Here is a 16,876-nt window from a genome sequence, read left to right on the forward strand (position 1 = left end):
GGCCGCGATGGCCCGTGCCAAAAAATCAGGGTGCTGGCGGCAAGCCGTCGTAGTTGACCGGCAACCATGTATAGCGGGTACCGTCCTGGTGCAGGTGGCCGAGGCCGGGGAAGGCGATATGCGCGGCGCCGACCATCACGTGGTCCTTGCCGAGCTTGCTTAACAGCGCCGCGCGCGTGCTGCGGGCCAGGTCCTGCTCGCTGTCGTACTGCACGGTGGCTTCCGGGTGCGGCAGTTGCAGCGCCGCCATATGGACGATGTCGCCCCATACCAGCAATTGCTGCTTGCCGCTTTGCACCATATACATGGCGTGGCCGGGCGTATGGCCGGGCGCGGGCATGGCGGTGATGCCGGGCGTGATTTCGCCATAGCTGGCGTAGGGGCTGAAATGCCGGCTGGCGATATACGGCGCCGTGCTGGCCACGGCGGCGTCATAGAAACTGGAGAGAAATGCCGGGCCGCTGGCCTTGCTCGCCGGATCGAGCCAGTAATCGGCTTCCTGCTGCGACAGGCGCACGGTGGCGTTCGGAAACGCCGGCTTGCCGTTGGCGACAATCCCGCCCGCATGGTCCTTGTGCAAATGCGTCAGCAGCACTTCGTCGACTTGCTCCGGCTGGTAGCCGGCGGCGCGCAGATTGTCCAGCAAACGGCCGCAGCAATTACCGTACAGCACGCCGGCGCCGGCGTCGATCAGCACCAGTTTCTTGCCCGTATTGACCAAAAAGGCGTTAATCGAGCCCTGCACCGGTGCCGCCAGGTCGGCGTCAAGCAGGTCGTGTTGTATCTGGCCTGGCGTGATGCCGCGCATCACCGTGTCGATCGGGAACGCATGCGTGCCGTCGGACAGGGCCGTGATTTCAAACTCGCCCAGCATCATGCGGTACCAGCCCGGTGCCTGCGTGTGCTGCTGCGGCGCGGCGGCGTACACGCTGGCGCCGGGCAGGGCCAGTGGCAGCAGCATGGCGCTGGCGAAAATCAGTGATGGAATGCGTATCTTGCGTCTCATGCGTGTCTTTCGGCGGTGTTGAGCTTGGATGCCATGTTATCGGCGCGGCACATCGAATACGACTATCGGAAGACCAGTCAGGCCAGTTGCAGCATGCCGCGCCGGCTGGCCAGCATCACGGCTTCGGTGCGGCTGGCGGCGTCCAGCTTGGCGAGGATGTTATTGATATGGAATTTCACAGTCCCCACGCCGATGCCGGCCACGCGCGCGATCAGCTTGTTGCTCATGCCGGTCGCCAGGTGCACCAGGATTTCCTGTTCGCGCGTCGACAGGTCGCTGCCGTGCACGCGCCCGGCCAGCTTGGCCGACAGCCCCTGCGCCAGGTATTGTCTGCCGGCCAGCACGCAGTCGATGCAGTCCAGCAGTTCCGCAAACGGCGCGCTTTTCAGCAGGTAGCCGCTGGCGCCGGCCCGCATGGCGCGGTGCACCACCTCGTCGCCTTCGTGGGCGCTGAGGATGATGATGCGCGCTTGCGGGTGCTGCCGGCGGATGCGCTGCGTTGCTTCGATGCCGTCGCAACCGGGCATGCTCATGTCCATCAGCAGTATTTCAGGGCGCAGGCGCTGGTACAGCTCGGCCGCCTGTTCGCCGTCGGCCGCCTGTCCCAGCAGGGCGAAGCTGCCTGTCGATTGCAGCAAGGACGCCATGCCGGCGCGGATCAAGGGGTGGTCGTCGGCGATCACGATGGTGGTCAAGGTGGTAGTCAATTCGGTGTGCATGATGGCGTCCGTCCTGGTTGGTTCGATACGGCCATTGTGCGAAACCTCCGCGCGCTTGCCTAGTCATACGTGGGTATAGGACCAGGCTTGTCTTAAACCTTGGTATGGGGTGGCATACCTAGGTGTGATTTTCCTCGGCGGGCAAGCTGCCTATAGTGGCCGGCATCGGCAGGCAAATGCCGCGACCACACTCGTGAGGAAAAAAATGAAGCCGATTGATCTGTTGCAGCGCTTGCCGCGTCCACGCCGCCGTGGCGCCGAATGGCTGGTGCTGGCCGGGGTGCTGTTGATGAGCGCACTGATGGTGGGCTACTTTATCTGGAGCGAACGGCGCTTGCTGATCGCCTCCGACATCGAGCGCATGCGCATGCAGACCCTGATCATCGATGAAAACCTGCAGCACCAGTTCGAAGGCGTGCGCAATGCGCTCGACAGCGCGCGGCGCGCTTTTCATCCTGGCAGCGGCTGCACGGCGGAGTGCCGGCGCGTGCTGCTGCAGTCTCTCAAGCGCGCCATGCCCGGCGTACGGGCGCTGTTGGTGGTCGACCGGCGCGGCCATATCGTGCTGTCCGACGACGACTTGCGCGATGCGCGCCTCGACGACCGCGAGTACACGCGCCAGGTGGCCGGCATGCGTTCGCCCGACACCTTGTACTTGTCGCAGCCGTACGAAAACACGCCGGGCGTATTCAATCTCAAGCTGTCGCTGGCGAGGATGGATGGCGACGGCAAGGCCGATGGTGCCGCCAGCGCCATCCTCAACCCCGAGTATTTCGATGCCGTGATGCGCTCGGCGCTGTATGCGTCCGACATGAACAGCGCGATCACCGAAGACACAGGGCGGCGCATCTTGTATGTGCCGGCCGACCCGGCCGCCATGCGGGCAGGCGGCGCGCCCGATCCGCTGTTCCTGCGCCACCAGCACAGCGGCCGCATGCTGACCGTGCTCGAAGGCGCGGCAAACGGTGGCGAACAGCGGCTGGTGGTCCAGCGCACCATGCGGCTGCACAGCCTGGGACTGGACAAGACGCTGGTGATCAGCCTGTCCCGATCAACCGCCCGCATCGAGGCGGGCTGGCACAGCCTGGCCTGGACCAGCGCGCTGGCCTGGCTGCTGACCGGCGTGATCGGCGCCGTCGGCCTGCTGCTGGCGCAGCGCCGCCGGCTGGCGCTGGAACAGCTGGCGCAGGTGCGCACCGAGGAAAGGGCGGTCGCCGCCGAGCGGGTCGAGCTGGCGCTCAATGGCGCCAACCTGGGCCTGTGGGAATGGCAGATGGCCAGCGACGTGCGCACCTTTGACGCGCGCTCCGCCGCCATGCTTGGCTATGTGCCCGACGAACTGGCGCTCGACCACGGCGAGTGGCGGCTGTTGATGCATCCCGACGACCTGGCCGTGTTGGAACAGGCGCTGGCGCAGCACCTGGACGACCGCAGCCGGCCCTACGAGGCGGAGTACCGCATGCGCCACCGCAATGGCCACTGGGTGTGGCTGCAAAGCCGCGGCAAGGTGGTCGACCGGGCGCAGGACGGCACGGCGCTGCGCATGGTCGGCACGCGCATGGATATCAGCGCGCGCAAACTGGCCGAGGCGGAAATCGCGCACCTGGCGTTTTATGACGGCTTGACCGGGCTGCCGAACCGGCGCCTGCTGCTCGACCGGCTGGGCCATGCGATCACGCGCGGCGAACGGGGTGGCTGCCACGGCGCGGTGCTGTTCGTCGACCTCGATAACTTCAAGCTGCTCAACGACACCATGGGCCACGACATGGGCGACCGCCTGCTGGAAATGGTCGCGTTCCGCTTGCAGCAGGTGATGCGCGACAGCGACACGGTGGCGCGCCTCGGTGGCGACGAATTCGTGATCCTGCTCGACAACCTGGGCGGCAGCCCGGCGCTGGCGGCGGCGCACGCCGATATCGTCGCCAATAAAATCCTGCAGGCGCTGGGCCTGCCGTATCCGCTCGACGGGCAGGACCTGCGCAGCACGCCCAGCATCGGCATCGTGCTGTTTGGCGAAGGCCATCACACCATCAACGACCTGCTGCGCCAGGCCGACATGGCAATGTACGAAGCCAAGGCGGCCGGGCGCAATACCTACCGTTTTTTTGATCCGCGCATGCAGGCCGCTCTCGATGCCTCGGCCTCGCTGGAAGCGGACTTGCGCTCGGCGCTGGCGCGGCGCGAACTGCTGCTGTACTACCAGCCGGTGGTCGACGCCGATGGCCGCATGACCGGCGCCGAGGCGCTGCTGCGCTGGCGCCATCCGCGGCGCGGCATGGTGGCGCCGGGCGACTTTATCGCGCAGGCGGAAAAAGCGGGACTGATTGGCGAGATCGGCGACTGGGTGCTGGAAACGGCGTGCCAGCAATTGGTCAGCTGGGCCGGGGCACCCGGGACGCGCGCGCTGACGGTCGCCGTCAATGTCAGCGCGCGCCAGTTCCGCCAGGGTGCGTTTGCCGAGCGGGTGCTGCAGATTATCGCGCGCAGCGGCGCCGACCCGCACCTGCTCAAGCTGGAACTGACCGAGAGCATGCTGCTGACCGACGTCGAGGACGTGATCGCCAAGATGACGTTATTGAAATCGCGGGGCGTGGGCTTTTCGCTGGACGACTTCGGCACCGGCTATTCCTCGCTCAGCTACCTGAAACGCCTGCCGATCGACCAGTTGAAGATCGACCGCTCCTTCGTGCACGACATGCTGCATACGCCGCACGCGTCGACCATCGTGCGCAGCATCGTTACCCTGGCCCACAGCATGGGCTTGCAGGTGGTGGCCGAAGGGGTGGAAAACGCCGAGCAGTGGGACAGCCTGCGCCAGATCGGCTGCGCGGGCCTGCAAGGCTATCTGTTCGGCCGCGCCGTGCCCGTGCAAGACCTGTTCAAGCACCCGGCGGCACCAATTGCGTTACCATTCATTAGCCCATCCGAAGAGACCCTGCCATGAGCAAAAAACCGATCGGCAAGATCGCCCCCTATACCCATGCAGCCGCCGGCTGGGACGCCCTGCGCTACGTGGCCCAAGGCATGCTGCGCGAACGGGTGCCGCCGGCCGGCATTGGCGCCTTGCTGGCGCAAAACCAGCCCGACGGCTTCGATTGCCCCGGCTGTGCCTGGCCCGACCGCGCCCATGCATCGGCCTTTGAGTTTTGCGAAAACGGCGCCAAGGCGGTGGCGGCCGAAGCGACTTCGCGGCGCGTGACTGCCGATTTCTTTGCAGGCCCCGGCCATACCGTCACCGAGCTGCTGCGCCAGTCCGACTTCGAGCTGGAACAGCACGGCCGCCTGACGCAGCCGATGGTGTACCACGGTGCCAGCGACCGTTACGTGCCGATTTCCTGGGATGACGCCTTCGAACTGGTTGCCTGCGAGCTGAACACGCTCGACGACCCGGACCAGGCGGCGTTCTATACCTCGGGGCGCGCCAGCAACGAGGCGGCGTTCCTGTACCAGCTGTTTGCGCGCGCCTACGGCACCAACAATTTTCCGGATTGCTCGAACATGTGCCATGAGGCGACCAGCCGCGGCCTGCCGCCGGTGGTCGGCGCCGGCAAGGGCACGGTCACCCTGGACGACTTCGAGCACGCCGACGCGATTTTGATCTTCGGCCAGAATCCCGCCACCAACCACCCGCGCATGCTGGGCGAACTGCGCGCTTGCGCCAGGCGGGGCGCCACGATTGTATCGATCAACCCGCTGCGCGAACGGGGCCTGGAGCGCTTCACCGATCCGCAGGCGATGGGCGAAATGCTGACCGGCGGCAGCACCAGGATCGCCTCGCTGTTCATCCAGCCGCGTCTGGGCGGCGATCTCGCGCTGATCAAGGGCGTGGCCAAGCGGCTGCTGGAAATGGACGATGCGGCGGCATTGCAGGGCACGCACCGCCTGCTGGACCTGGACTTCATCGCGTCCCACACGGCGTTTTTCGAGGCCTTTGCCGCCGATCTGCGCGGCGAAGCGTGGGACGTACTGGTCGCGGAAGCTGGCGTGCCGCTGGCGCAGATCGCTCAGCTGGCCGACATCTACGCGCGCAGCGAAAGGGTGATCGCCACTTGGGGCATGGGCATCACCCAGCACAAGCACGCGGTGGCCACCATCCAGATGCTGAGCAATTTGATGCTGATGCGCGGCAATATCGGCCGGCCCGGCGCCGGCCTGTGTCCGGTGCGCGGCCACTCGAACGTGCAGGGCGACCGCACGGTCGGCATCGAGGAGCAGCCCACCGCCGCTTTCCTGGACCGCCTGCGGCAGGTGTATGGGTTCGAACCGCCGCGCCACCACGGCCACGATGTGGTGGCGACGATTGCCGCCATGGAGCAGGGCACGGTAAAAGTGTTTATCGGCCTGGGCGGCAATTTTGCCGTCGCCACGCCCGACACGCCGCGCACCTTCGCCGCCCTGCGCTCGTGCGCCCTGACGGTGCAGGTGATCACCAAGCTCAATCGCAGCGCGCTGGTGCATGGCCGCGCCGCGCTGATCCTGCCGACCCTGGGCCGCACCGAGATCGACTTGCGGCAGGGCGTGGCGCAGGGCGTGACGGTGGAGGATTCGATGAGCATGGTGCATGTATCGTACGGGCGCAATGCACCGGCGTCAACACAGCTGCTGTCGGAAGTGGCGATCGTCGCGCGCATGGCCGAAGCGACCCTGGGTGCTGGCGAAGGGCAGGGTCGCCATGGCTTGCGCTGGCCCGCCTGGCGCAACGATTACTCACTCATTCGCGACGAAATCGAAAAAGTGTTCGACGATTTCCATGACTATAACGAGCGCATCGCCGTGCCGGGCGGCTTTCACCTGACGGTGGCGCCGCGCCACCGCACCTGGCACACGGCCAGCGGCAAGGCGCAGTTTGCCGTGCACGCGGTGCCGCGCGATACGCCGATTTCACGCGCGCGCGAACGCCATGGCGAACGCCTGCTGGTGATGATGACGACCCGTTCGCACGACCAGTACAACACCACCATCTATGCCTTGGACGACCGTTATCGGGGCGTGTTCGGCATGCGCCGCGTGATCTTCATCCACCCCGACGATATCGCCATGCTGGGCATGCGGGCGGGCGACTGGGTCGACGTGAAAAGCGTCTGGGACGATGGCGTGGAGCGCCGCGCCGACGGCTTCATGCTGGTGGCCTACGACATTCCGCGCGGCTGCGTGGCGGCGTATTATCCCGAGACGAATGCGCTGGTGCCCCTGGATAGCGTGGCCGACGGCGCCGGCACGCCCACCTCGAAATCGATCCCGGTGCTGTTGTTTCCTGGCCGCATGCCGGAAGGGGGAGGGCGCTAGGCACTTTTAGGCTATGTCACCGTTAAATGTGGGAACGTCCCCAAAGTGGCCCTGAGCAAGCTTTCAGGGGACAATATTCTCCTGGCGTCGAGTATCCAGCGCCAGCCCAGGTAGTTCGGCAAATAGCGCGTTGCTACGCCGTGAAAGGCGCGCAGCCAGCCCCGCAAGCGGCTGTGATACGCGTTGACGTTCTGTACGTGTACCGTGCCGCGCACACGGATGCCGGCCCGCAAGTTGACGGCTGCATGCTGGATGCCGATTTCCCTGGCAAATACGGGATAGGCCGGATGGCCATCGCTTACCAGCAGGATGTCGCGGTCGATCACCGGCGGCAGGCAGGCGTGCAGCTTGGCCTTGGTCAGCTGGCCCAGGCCTGTGACGAAATCGACGGTTTGCCCGGTGCGGTCTCGCGCCACCAGAACACACACCTGCTCATTGGAAATGCCACGTTTGCCTGCGCTGCCACCGCGCTTGCGCGCCGGCCGCGTCAGGTGCCGTGAACCTTTTTGCGACTCCAGCACATACATCTCGTCTGCCTCGGTGATGCCGTGCAGGCAGCGTGGTCGGTCGGTTTTGGCCAGCGCCAGAAAGCGATGGCGACAGCGAAAGCTGGTGTTGCGATGGATAGTCACTTGCGTGGCGGCTTTGCGCACCGAAAACGAGTTGAGCAAGCAGTCGGCATAGGCCAGCCATCGTTCCTTGTGGTGCAGATGTGCCAGCGGCGTGCCCGTCAAGGCGTTGAACGTTTTGCCACAGGGAACACAGCGATAGCGTTGCAGGCCATGGGCCTGCCCATGCCGGTGGAAATGTGTCGATTGGCAGGACGGGCAATGCAGTTGCGCCTGCGCCGTTTGTTCGATCAGGGCGACGGCGGCGTTCTGCGGCGCGCTACTGCATAACAAGTTGCTGCTGACAATACGCTGGCGATGCGACAGTTCTGGAATTTGCCTGGAGAATGCTTGCCACTGGGCTGTGTCCATGATCGGCTCCGGGAAGGAAATACCTGATCAGTTAGACCGCAGCAACGGTAGAGCGTTCCCACCGTTTTCGGTGACAGAGCCCACTTTTATTATGTGTGGGCCGGCCAAAACTATACTTTCGTATAGCCCACTTATCTTTCTTGCCATATTACAATGCTGGTGAAGAAGATACGAAAGGTCAGGCATGGCACGTGTTCCCGGCAGTCCCTTACTCTCCCTCCTGCTGGTCGGCGTCACCCTGCTGATTTTTGCGGTCGATGCGTTTACCGATCTTGACGTCGCCATCGCCGTGATGTACGTGGTGGTGGTGCTGCTGTCGGCCACCGTCTGGGCGCGCCGCGGCGTGATCCTGACTACCGTGCTGTGCCTGGCGCTGACCCTGCTGGCCTATGGCCTGATCCACGTGTCGATCTTTTCCGGCCCCGCCTCGGGCCGGCTGATGGTCAGCCTGGCGGCGATCGGCATCACCGCCTTTTTGGCGCTGAACGGCCAGGCCGCCACCGAACGGCTGCTGGCCCGCGAGCAGGCGCTACGCCGCAGCGAAGCCTTCCTGGCCGGCACCCAGCGCATCAGCAAGACGGGCAGCTTCAGCTTTACGGCGCCCGAGGCCCGCCTGTACTGGTCGGACGAGGCGGCGCGCATCTATGGCTATCCGGCCAGCCAGGCACCCACCGTCGAGATGCTGCTCGATCGCACCATGCCTGACGACCGCCCGCTGGTGCGCGCGGCCATAGACCAGGTGATGCGCTGCGAGGGCGAACTCGATGTGCGCCACCGTTTGCAGCTGCCGGACGGCCAAATAAAGTATGTGCATGTGCTGGCCCAGCCCACCTGGGACCAGGACGATCACTGCGAATACCTGGGCGCGCTGATGGACGTGACGGCCTCGGTGCTGGCCGAGCAGGCGCTGCATGAATCGCAGGTGCAGCTGGCCCACGTGACGCGCGTGACCATGCTGGGAGAACTGGCCGCCTCGATCGCGCATGAGGTGAACCAGCCGCTGGCGGCGATCGCCACCAATGGCGAAGCGAGCCTGCGCTGGCTGAACCGGCCGCAGCCGAACCTCGACGAAGCCTGTGCGGCGATCGCCAGCCTGCTTGAAGCGAGCCGGCGCGCCACCGAAGTGATACAGCGCATCCGCGCGCTGGCGCGGCGCAGCGACCCCAATCATCTGCCGCTCGACTTCAATGCAGTGGCCGAGGAAGCGGCCGCGCTGGTGCAGCGCGAATTGAGCAGCCATGCCGTCAGCCTGCGCCTGGAGCTGGCGCCCGGCTTGCCGCCAGTGCGCGGCGACAAGGTGCAATTGCTGCAAGTGCTGATCAACCTGATGATGAACGCCATGCAGGCGATGCAGGGATGCGAGGCCGGCAACGCCTCGCTGCTGCTGCGCACGGCCTGTGATGCCAACGCCGAAGGCGCGGTGCAGTGCCATATCACCGACAGCGGCCCCGGCATCCCTGCCGAACACCTGCCGCACCTGTTCGAGGCGTTTTTCAGCACCAAGGCCGACGGCATGGGCATGGGCCTGCCGATCTGCCGCTCGATCGTCGAAACCCACGGCGGGCGCATCTGGGCCCGCAGCACGCCGGGCCAGGGCGCCACCCTGTCGCTGTCGCTGCCATCGGCCAACACCTTTGTCACGGAGACCGCATGAGCAGTGTCAGCATGACCGAGGCATCGCCAGGCCTGGTGCATATCGTTGACGACGACGGGCCGTTGCGCGCCGCGATTTCCAGCCTGCTGCGCTCGAGCGGCCTGGCGGTGGCCGACTACGCCTCGGTGGCGCAGTTCCTGGCCCAGCCGCGCGCCGAAGTGGTCAGCTGCCTGCTGCTCGACGTGCGCCTGCAGGGCGTCTCGGGGCTGGACTTCCAGGCTGAGCTGAACCGCGACGGCGTGCACCTGCCGATCATTTTCATGACCGGCCACGGCGACATTCCCATGTCGGTGCGCGCGATGAAGGCGGGCGCGCTCGACTTCCTGGCCAAGCCCTTCCGCGACCAGGACCTGCTCGATGCCGTCAACCTGGCCTTGGGCGCCGACGGCGCACGGCGCGCGCGCGAACAGGCTTCGCAAGGCCTGCACGACCGCTATGCCAGCCTGACCCCGCGCGAGCGCGAAATCATGGCGCTGGCAGCCAGCGGCCTGATGAACAAGCAGATCGCCGGCGAACTCGGTACCAGCGAAATCACCGTCAAGATCCACCGCGGCAACGCCATGCGCAAGATGCAGGCGCGCACCTTTGCCGACCTGGTGCGGATGGCCGAGGCGCTGGGGATTGATACGGCGCGCCGCAAGTAATCTCCCCCTATACCCTTGTATGATTTCGCGCTCGCCCTGCAGCCTGTAAAGTTCTCCCATAAGTCAGGTGGCCGCTTGACGCCACCGATACCAGGGAGTTTGCAGTGTCCGAGTCCGTTACCAATAATGTCCATATCGCCATCGTCGATGACCATGAATCCGTGCGCAGCGCGCTCGGTAGCCTGCTGCGCTCGTATGGCTACCTGACCACCTGTTTCGATTCCGCCGAAAGCCTGCTGGCTGGCGACTCACTGGATACCTACCAGTGCATCGTCAGCGACCTGCAAATGCCGGGCATGAGCGGCATCGAACTGCTGGAGCAATTGCGCCGGCAGGGCAGCGCCACGCCGTTAATCATGATCACCGCGTTTCCCGAGCCGGCCGTGCGCCTGCGCGTGCTGCAGTCTGGTGCCTCGTGCTTTCTGAGTAAACCGTTTCAATCGAACGACCTGGTGCGCTGCATCCGCCAGGCCTGCAAAGAACTGTAACGCCCGAGTCACCACGCCAGGAACCCGCCATGCGTACTGTTTTCCACCATACCGACACCTTGCCCTCGTTGTCCGGTTTTAATCCGATTGCGCGCCGTCTGGCCGCGTTGTTGCGCCTGGGTGTGCAGCGCGTGCGGCAGCTGCGCCTGCCGTTTGCGCGCTGGTCGGTATATACCTTGCTGATGCTGGTGATCGCCGCCAGTATCGGCCTGTCGGTGGTGATGGAGCGCGCCAGCAGCGGCATCAGTAACAGCATCGGACCCTTGCTGGAGCAAACGCAGTCCGGTGATAGCGTGCGGCAGACGCTCCATGCAGACGGCGAGGCGGCCGTGAAAAATGCCATGGGCATCACGCGCCTGGTGCACCTGTTCGACCTGCTGGCGTTGCTGAGCAGCGGCTTTTTGCTGTACCACGTGCGCGCCCGCTACCGGGTCGAGCAGCAATTGGTTCACCAGGCTGGCCATGATCCGCTTACAGGGCTTGCCCACCGGCGCTCGTTCGAAACGCGCCTGCGCGGCCTGCCGGCCAGGCCGCACGCGGTGGTGCTCGGTACCATCGACCGCTTCACGCGCATCGTCGGCGGCCTGGGCCACAGCTTTGGCGACCACATGATCGTGGGGCTGCTGGGGCGCATGCGCCAGGCCGCCGAGTGCAGCGGCGGCGAAGTGTACCGCCTCGACGGCGCCAACTTCGCCATCCTGTACCAGTGGCCGCGCGAAAGCGCCGAATTCGAGGCAGCCGTGTCGGCCCTGCGCGATGAAGTGGGCGTGCCCTACAGCTGGCAGGGCCATGAAATCTTCACCAGCCTGAGCCTGGGCGCCGTCAGCTACCCGCTGCATGGCCGCGAACCGGAAGCGCTGCTGAGGAATGCCGACGCGGCGCTGCAACTGGCGCGACGCGCCGGCGGCGACACCCTGGTGCATTACTCGGAAGAGATCAACGCCCAGGCCGCGCAGCGCATCGCCACCGAAGCGGCCCTGCGCCACGCCGTCGAACGCGGCGAGCTGGAACTGCATTACCAGCCGCAGCAGGCGCTCGCCGACGACGCTCTGGTGGGTTTCGAAGCGCTGCTGCGCTGGCGCCGCGATGGCGTGCTGGTACCGCCCGACCAGTTCATTCCCCTGGCCGAAGAGTCCGGCCTGATCGTGCCGATCGGCGACTGGGTGCTGGAAGAAGCGTGCCGCCAGCTGCAGGCCTGGCAGGAGCAGGGCCTGGCCGTGCCGGTGGCCGTCAATATCTCGCCGCGCCAGTTCGCCGCACCCGGTTTCCTGACGCATCTGGAAACGCTGCTGGCCAAGAACGGCGTCGAGCCAAAGCTGCTGGAACTTGAAATTACCGAAGGCGTGGTGATGGAAGACGCGGAGGCCGCGATTGCCTTGCTCAAGCGACTGCGCGCGCTGGGCTTGCGCCTGGCCATCGACGACTTCGGCACCGGCTATTCCAGCCTGGCATACCTGTCCCGCTTCCCGATCGACAAGCTCAAGATCGACCAGTCGTTCGTGCGCAATATGGCCAGCGTCGGCGAACAGCGCGCCATCGTGCAGGCCACGATCGGCCTGGGCCATAGCCTGGGCCTGTCGGTAATCGCCGAAGGGGTGGAAACGGACGAACAGCGCAGCCTGCTGTGCGGCTGGCAGTGCGACCAGATACAGGGTTACCACTACAGCCGGCCATTGCCAGCGATGGCGGCCAGCCGGTTTTTACAAGACAGTCAACAGCAACAAGCCGCATAAACCATGAAAGGAACAGACACCATGAACATGCAATCGCCATCATCAGCCATGGACGACGACCACGATGAAAAGATCGAAGTGGCGCGTATCCGCATCGGCCGGCAGAACCAGCAAAGCGCCGTACTGGGCGCCTTTCGCGAAGCCGACCGCCTGCTGGGATCGTGGGTGCACGGCGCCGGCGACCAGGTCGACATCGACTTCGAAGTGACTTTCAACGACGGCTATGTCTTCAAGGGCCGCTACGAATTCTGGCGCAAGTCGCGCCGCCGCCCATCGCTTACGCGCCATGTCTGTGAATCGTTCCTGGCGCTGTGGCAGGGCGGCGGCAGCGACATGTCGCGCTATGCCGTCAGCAATGCCTGAGTGCGCCTGCCTACTGGCGCAGAAGTGCTTCGATGATCGATTGAATCAGCAAGGCGTTGCGGTTATTTAGATATGATCAGCTCAGCCGGGAGGCTCAAAGGCGTCGGTATTTCCAAGTTGAGGTACCCTCTTTAAACGAGGTCCAATACTGGAAGGGCTGCGGATCAATTGTCTGGACTGTTCTTGTTTTCAGCCTCGTACGCGCAAAGAGAAAATTGAATTCTTGGCCGTCTAACGAGCACGGCAATATTCGGGCATCCAGTTGTCATCGATGAGCGCGTGGACTATGCGTGTATGGAGTGGCAGCCAGTTCTCGGTTGTAGGAGTCTCACCGCGTTTGAATCTGCTAAAGAAGCCTCTGGCCTGGGGGATGTTTTCTAAGATCGATGCTTCTATCACGTGAAACTCTTTTGTGGTCGATTCTTTGAGTGCACGTATCTTGAAATTCGGTGACGTAGATGAATGATTCGCGCATGCTGCGACCTCGAACGCGTACCCTTGTCGATGGAGTACCTTTATCAGCTGCTTTGCCAAAGGGTTAATTAGAGTAAAAAGGATGTTCACCTTGCGTAACAGTGCCCGCTCACCATCGCGGGCACCAAGCCAGCATGCGCTAGCTATCATACGATGTCCAGCATTGGAAACCTGTACGATGCCGCCTGTAGCGACCATTGTAAGTTCGCCTTTGGCACCGGGGGCCAAAAACTTCGCGTCGGCGATGGGGCGGTCAAAATAAGAGAAATGGCTTTCCTCCCATCCAACTGCGTGTATTGAGCTGAAGAGGTTGCGCCAAGTGCCCACTTCTTCGCTTGGGCCGCGCGTTCCTAACAATGTTAAGACCGCGCGAATTGGGACGTCGAATCTCAATCTTTCCGGTGTACCAGATGCGAGAACAGCAACCACGTCGCTCACGTCTTGATTGGGTAAAACGTCAAGATCAATTACTGAATTGGCAATCTCGGCATCGATTGCTGTTTGAATCGCCCTGCGTCCGCCAGCTGCCATCCAACGGTCGATCGTTGCTTTGTCTTTGGACATGTCACATGCGACTGCAAGCCTGATTTTTTCATCCATAGTTATTTGCCTTTTATGTGGCGATAAGTAATAATCATAGTACACTAACTCTTATTTTAAATGATTTTGGTACAATGGTGGCGAAATAAACTTCACTGAGCGTATGCTATTATTGTCCACACCGTCACCAGCGTGGAGTTGGGGGGGGCGTGGGCTTAATTTATTTTTAATAATTTCATAAATCTGATAAAATTTTAAAATATATAATTTTTATTTATAAAGAATTAAATAAAATATATTTTTAATATTTATTTTTTGAATTTAATGTCCGAAAATGAGATGAGGGTGATGAAACTTTTTGATATAAATATGCCGCAGGACAAACTTCATGCATCTTTCAAAGAGATTTGCAGTAACCCTAAATATGCGCCAGTAAAAGATGTAATTCAGTCATGGGGAAGTGGGTTGTTGGAAAGGAGTGGCGAGAAAACTAAATTTATAAATGAGTTTCAGTCGACATTTAATTCGGCATTTTGGGAGCTTTATCTCAATAAAACATTTATTGAAATGGGTTTTTCATTCGATTACAGCAAGGCTAGTCCAGATTTTTGCGTGACTACATCAGGGGGATATAATTTCACTATTGAGGCGGTGGTGTCTGATCTTCCGTCTACCTCTTTGGCGAGGTCGAACCAAATAAGCGAATTTGAATATAAAGATTACTGCACCATTAAACTTGCTGGAAAGATAAAGGATAAAAAAGATTTATTTTCCGGAGTCAATGGAAAAAAGACTCCTTACTCATCGCTAGATCATGTTCGCGACAGACCATTTGTCGTTGCAATTGCTCCATTCGATAGTGATCTATCTCTGATGCAAAATAATGAAGTAATAAATCGTGTACTTTTCGGTATCGAGCCTCCAGACGCAGATGCGTTGAAAACTGGAAAGCAAGAGAAAATTTCTTTGATTAAAAAGCCATCAGGAGCATTAATTGGAGTAGGGATATTCACAAATGACTCTTACAAGGAAATTAGCGCCATAATTTTCTCAACGACAGGCACTTTCGGTAAAGCAGTTGTGGAGAGTCGTATCGAGAAAATAGTAAGGGCGACGAGGTTTAGAACATTTGATAAAAATCAATTTATGCGAAGCCAAGGGATGAAAAATCTGGGTATAGTAAGATTTAAATTTGGGGTTTCAAATTTTTTAATTACTACTAGATTTTTATTTGGCGATGTTGTGGCCGGCTCTGATGTGCATATTTATAATTCCGAGTATCATCGTGAAACCCATTTTGATGGATTGCATATATATTATAACCCTTATGCTGATAATCCTCTTGATCCCAGTATTTCATGGCCAATGGAGATAACTCATAATTTTTATGATGTCGAGAACGATTGCCCTATTCAGAATCATCCCGATGGAGCTTTAGTTTCAAGACAGCTCTATGATGCCACATCGTCTAATCTTAAATTTCTTCTTAATATGTATGGGTGTGATGAAAAATGAATTATAATTGGATCGGGATGGATTTCCGGAGAGATTTTTTATTGTCGAGGTGAGCATTAATAAAGTGGTGGAAATTTATTTGATTCGATTTTATCTTATCGCCATGCAAATCATATTTTCAGACATATGGAGAGGGCGTTCTCAAGGATCAAGTGCAACACCTTTGTCATTTAAAATGTCGGCATGTCGAACAGCTATAAACATTAAACTACCCAAGAGTTGGCGTGGTCATTGCCATGCACGATGACAGTGTTCTATCCGGTCCATTGCTAAACGCCTTTGCCGTTCCGCGAGCACTATCGGCTACGAACTGAAACTCACCACCAGAGCGGTCGCCTACAACGCCAACGCGGACCATCTGCAAAGTCAGTCCCTACCAATCGCGATGCGGCGTGTGGCCAAACTGGACGTCTATAGCGTGCTATTTAAAGTCGTTTGGCACCAACTCAGTCTGCGCTCTTCACCACAAAAGATTGCCCGCAAACTGCACACCCTGTGGCCCAACAACCCTGAGAAATTCGTGTGCCACCAGACCATCTTCAACGTGGTTTATTTGCATCCACGTGGTGAACTTAGTGACCGTTTAAAAACTTCATAGCAACTTTTGTGTCAAAGCGTCTTTGACGTTTTGGAGTAGCTGGCATGTGGACGCAAGAGAATCGTAGCAAGCATCAACAGGTAAGGACTTCGCTCAAACGTGGTTATCCTACAGATGTGAAAGATGAAGAGTGGCGTCTGATCGCACCGCTGCTGCCGAAGCAAGCAAAGACGGGAAGACCTCGCAAGACGGATCTGCGCGCAGTGATCAATGCGCTGCGCTATATGGTGCGGTCTGGATGCGAGTGGCGCATGCTGCCCAATGATTTCCCTCCGTATCAGACAGTCTATTACTGGTTCCGGCGGCTGATGCGGCGCATGCTGTTTCGCACCATTCATGACCTGGCACTGATGCTTGATCGCTTGTGCAATGAGCGGGAGGTGCTGCCGAGTGCCGGTCTTGTCGATAGCCAAAGCGTGAAAGCGCCAGGGGCACGAACGAGAGGCTATGACGCCAACAAGAAACTCAGCCGGCGCAAACGCCATATCGCGGTCGACACGGATGGTCGCTTGCTGGCGATGAACCTGACGCCAGCTGATATCGCCGACTCCACTGGTGCTCAGATGGTGCTCGACGGCTTGATCAAGCGCTGGCCTTGGGTAAAGCATCTGTTTGGGGATGCTGCATATGACCGCAGACAGTTGATGGACAAGGCCGAGTTCCTCGACTTTACAGTGAAATCGTGCGGCGCCTGCAGGGGCAGCAAGGTTTCGCTGTTCAGCCACGGCGCTGGGTGGTCGAGCGAACGTTTGCATGGCTGATGCGTTACCGACGCATGGTGCGGGAATATGAGCAGCGGATTGATGTTTCGGAAAATATGATTTACCTAGCCATGGGATCGTTGCTGCTCCATCGACTAAATTTCCGCTAAGTTAT

At 60.6% G+C, this 16,876-nt stretch carries 13 protein-coding genes and 1 pseudogene; 10 read left to right on the forward strand and 4 right to left on the reverse strand.

From position 1 onward, the window contains the following. Positions 1–25: 25 nt before the first annotated feature. The gene (locus tag AC0Z42_RS05795) at positions 26–1,006 is read right to left on the reverse strand and encodes an MBL fold metallo-hydrolase (protein WP_485467281.1); all 981 of its coding nucleotides are present in this window, start codon (positions 1,004–1,006) and stop codon (positions 26–28) included. Between the two features lie 77 nt (positions 1,007–1,083). Further along, positions 1,084–1,725, reverse strand: coding sequence for a response regulator (locus tag AC0Z42_RS05800; RefSeq protein ID WP_485467282.1), 642 nt, complete (start codon positions 1,723–1,725; stop codon positions 1,084–1,086). A 205-nt stretch (positions 1,726–1,930) separates the two neighbouring features. On the opposite strand from AC0Z42_RS05800, the gene AC0Z42_RS05805 reads away from it, so the two are divergent. Continuing rightward, the gene (locus AC0Z42_RS05805; protein ID WP_485467283.1) at positions 1,931–4,669 is read left to right on the forward strand and encodes a bifunctional diguanylate cyclase/phosphodiesterase; all 2,739 of its coding nucleotides are present in this window, start codon (positions 1,931–1,933) and stop codon (positions 4,667–4,669) included. Then, positions 4,666–7,011: an FdhF/YdeP family oxidoreductase gene (locus AC0Z42_RS05810; protein WP_485467284.1), complete on the forward strand. Its 2,346-nt coding sequence runs from the start codon at positions 4,666–4,668 to the stop codon at positions 7,009–7,011. The genes AC0Z42_RS05805 and AC0Z42_RS05810 overlap by 4 nt, the downstream gene beginning before the upstream one ends. Positions 7,012–7,022: 11 nt before the next feature. Here AC0Z42_RS05810 and AC0Z42_RS05815 read toward each other — a convergent pair whose 3' ends face one another. Continuing rightward, on the reverse strand, positions 7,023–7,991 hold the full coding sequence (locus AC0Z42_RS05815; protein ID WP_485467285.1) for an IS1595 family transposase: 969 nt from the start codon (positions 7,989–7,991) through the stop codon (positions 7,023–7,025). A gap of 184 nt (positions 7,992–8,175) precedes the next feature. Here AC0Z42_RS05815 and AC0Z42_RS05820 point away from each other — a divergent pair, with 184 nt between their 5' ends. From AC0Z42_RS05820 to AC0Z42_RS05840, 5 genes are all read left to right on the forward strand, one after another. Next, positions 8,176–9,645, forward strand: a complete 1,470-nt coding sequence (locus AC0Z42_RS05820) for a sensor histidine kinase (RefSeq protein ID WP_485467286.1) — start codon at positions 8,176–8,178, stop codon at positions 9,643–9,645. Next, positions 9,642–10,289 (forward strand): response regulator transcription factor, encoded by a 648-nt coding sequence (locus AC0Z42_RS05825; protein ID WP_485467287.1) that lies wholly within the window; start codon positions 9,642–9,644, stop codon positions 10,287–10,289. The genes AC0Z42_RS05820 and AC0Z42_RS05825 overlap by 4 nt, the downstream gene beginning before the upstream one ends. A 104-nt stretch (positions 10,290–10,393) precedes the next feature. Beyond that, positions 10,394–10,777, forward strand: coding sequence for a response regulator transcription factor (locus AC0Z42_RS05830; RefSeq protein WP_485467288.1), 384 nt, complete (start codon positions 10,394–10,396; stop codon positions 10,775–10,777). A gap of 29 nt (positions 10,778–10,806) precedes the next feature. After that, positions 10,807–12,510 carry a putative bifunctional diguanylate cyclase/phosphodiesterase gene (locus AC0Z42_RS05835; RefSeq protein WP_485467289.1) on the forward strand — a complete coding sequence of 568 codons (1,704 nt, stop codon included), beginning with the start codon at positions 10,807–10,809 and terminating at the stop codon, positions 12,508–12,510. Between the two features lie 21 nt (positions 12,511–12,531). After that, positions 12,532–12,873: a hypothetical protein gene (locus tag AC0Z42_RS05840; RefSeq protein ID WP_485467290.1), complete on the forward strand. Its 342-nt coding sequence runs from the start codon at positions 12,532–12,534 to the stop codon at positions 12,871–12,873. Between the two features lie 231 nt (positions 12,874–13,104). On the opposite strand, the gene AC0Z42_RS05845 is transcribed toward AC0Z42_RS05840, so the two are convergent. Further along, complete coding sequence (locus AC0Z42_RS05845) at positions 13,105–13,947, reverse strand: hypothetical protein (RefSeq protein ID WP_485467291.1); 843 nt, start codon at positions 13,945–13,947, stop codon at positions 13,105–13,107. A gap of 288 nt (positions 13,948–14,235) precedes the next feature. Between AC0Z42_RS05845 and AC0Z42_RS05850 the strand changes: the two genes are divergently transcribed. The 3 genes and pseudogenes from AC0Z42_RS05850 to AC0Z42_RS05860 all read left to right on the forward strand — a co-directional run bounded on the left by AC0Z42_RS05850 (position 14,236) and on the right by AC0Z42_RS05860 (position 16,871). Beyond that, on the forward strand, positions 14,236–15,402 hold the full coding sequence (locus AC0Z42_RS05850; RefSeq protein ID WP_485467292.1) for a hypothetical protein: 1,167 nt from the start codon (positions 14,236–14,238) through the stop codon (positions 15,400–15,402). 256 nt (positions 15,403–15,658) lie between these two features. Next, entirely contained in the window at positions 15,659–16,000 is a 342-nt protein-coding gene (locus AC0Z42_RS05855; protein WP_485467320.1) for a hypothetical protein, read from the forward strand. A gap of 44 nt (positions 16,001–16,044) precedes the next feature. After that, positions 16,045–16,871 (forward strand): annotated as a pseudogene (locus AC0Z42_RS05860) (IS5 family transposase). Positions 16,872–16,876: the final 5 nt, after the last annotated feature.

Source organism: Janthinobacterium sp. 1L-D-8-B-C4 (assembly GCF_057291295.1).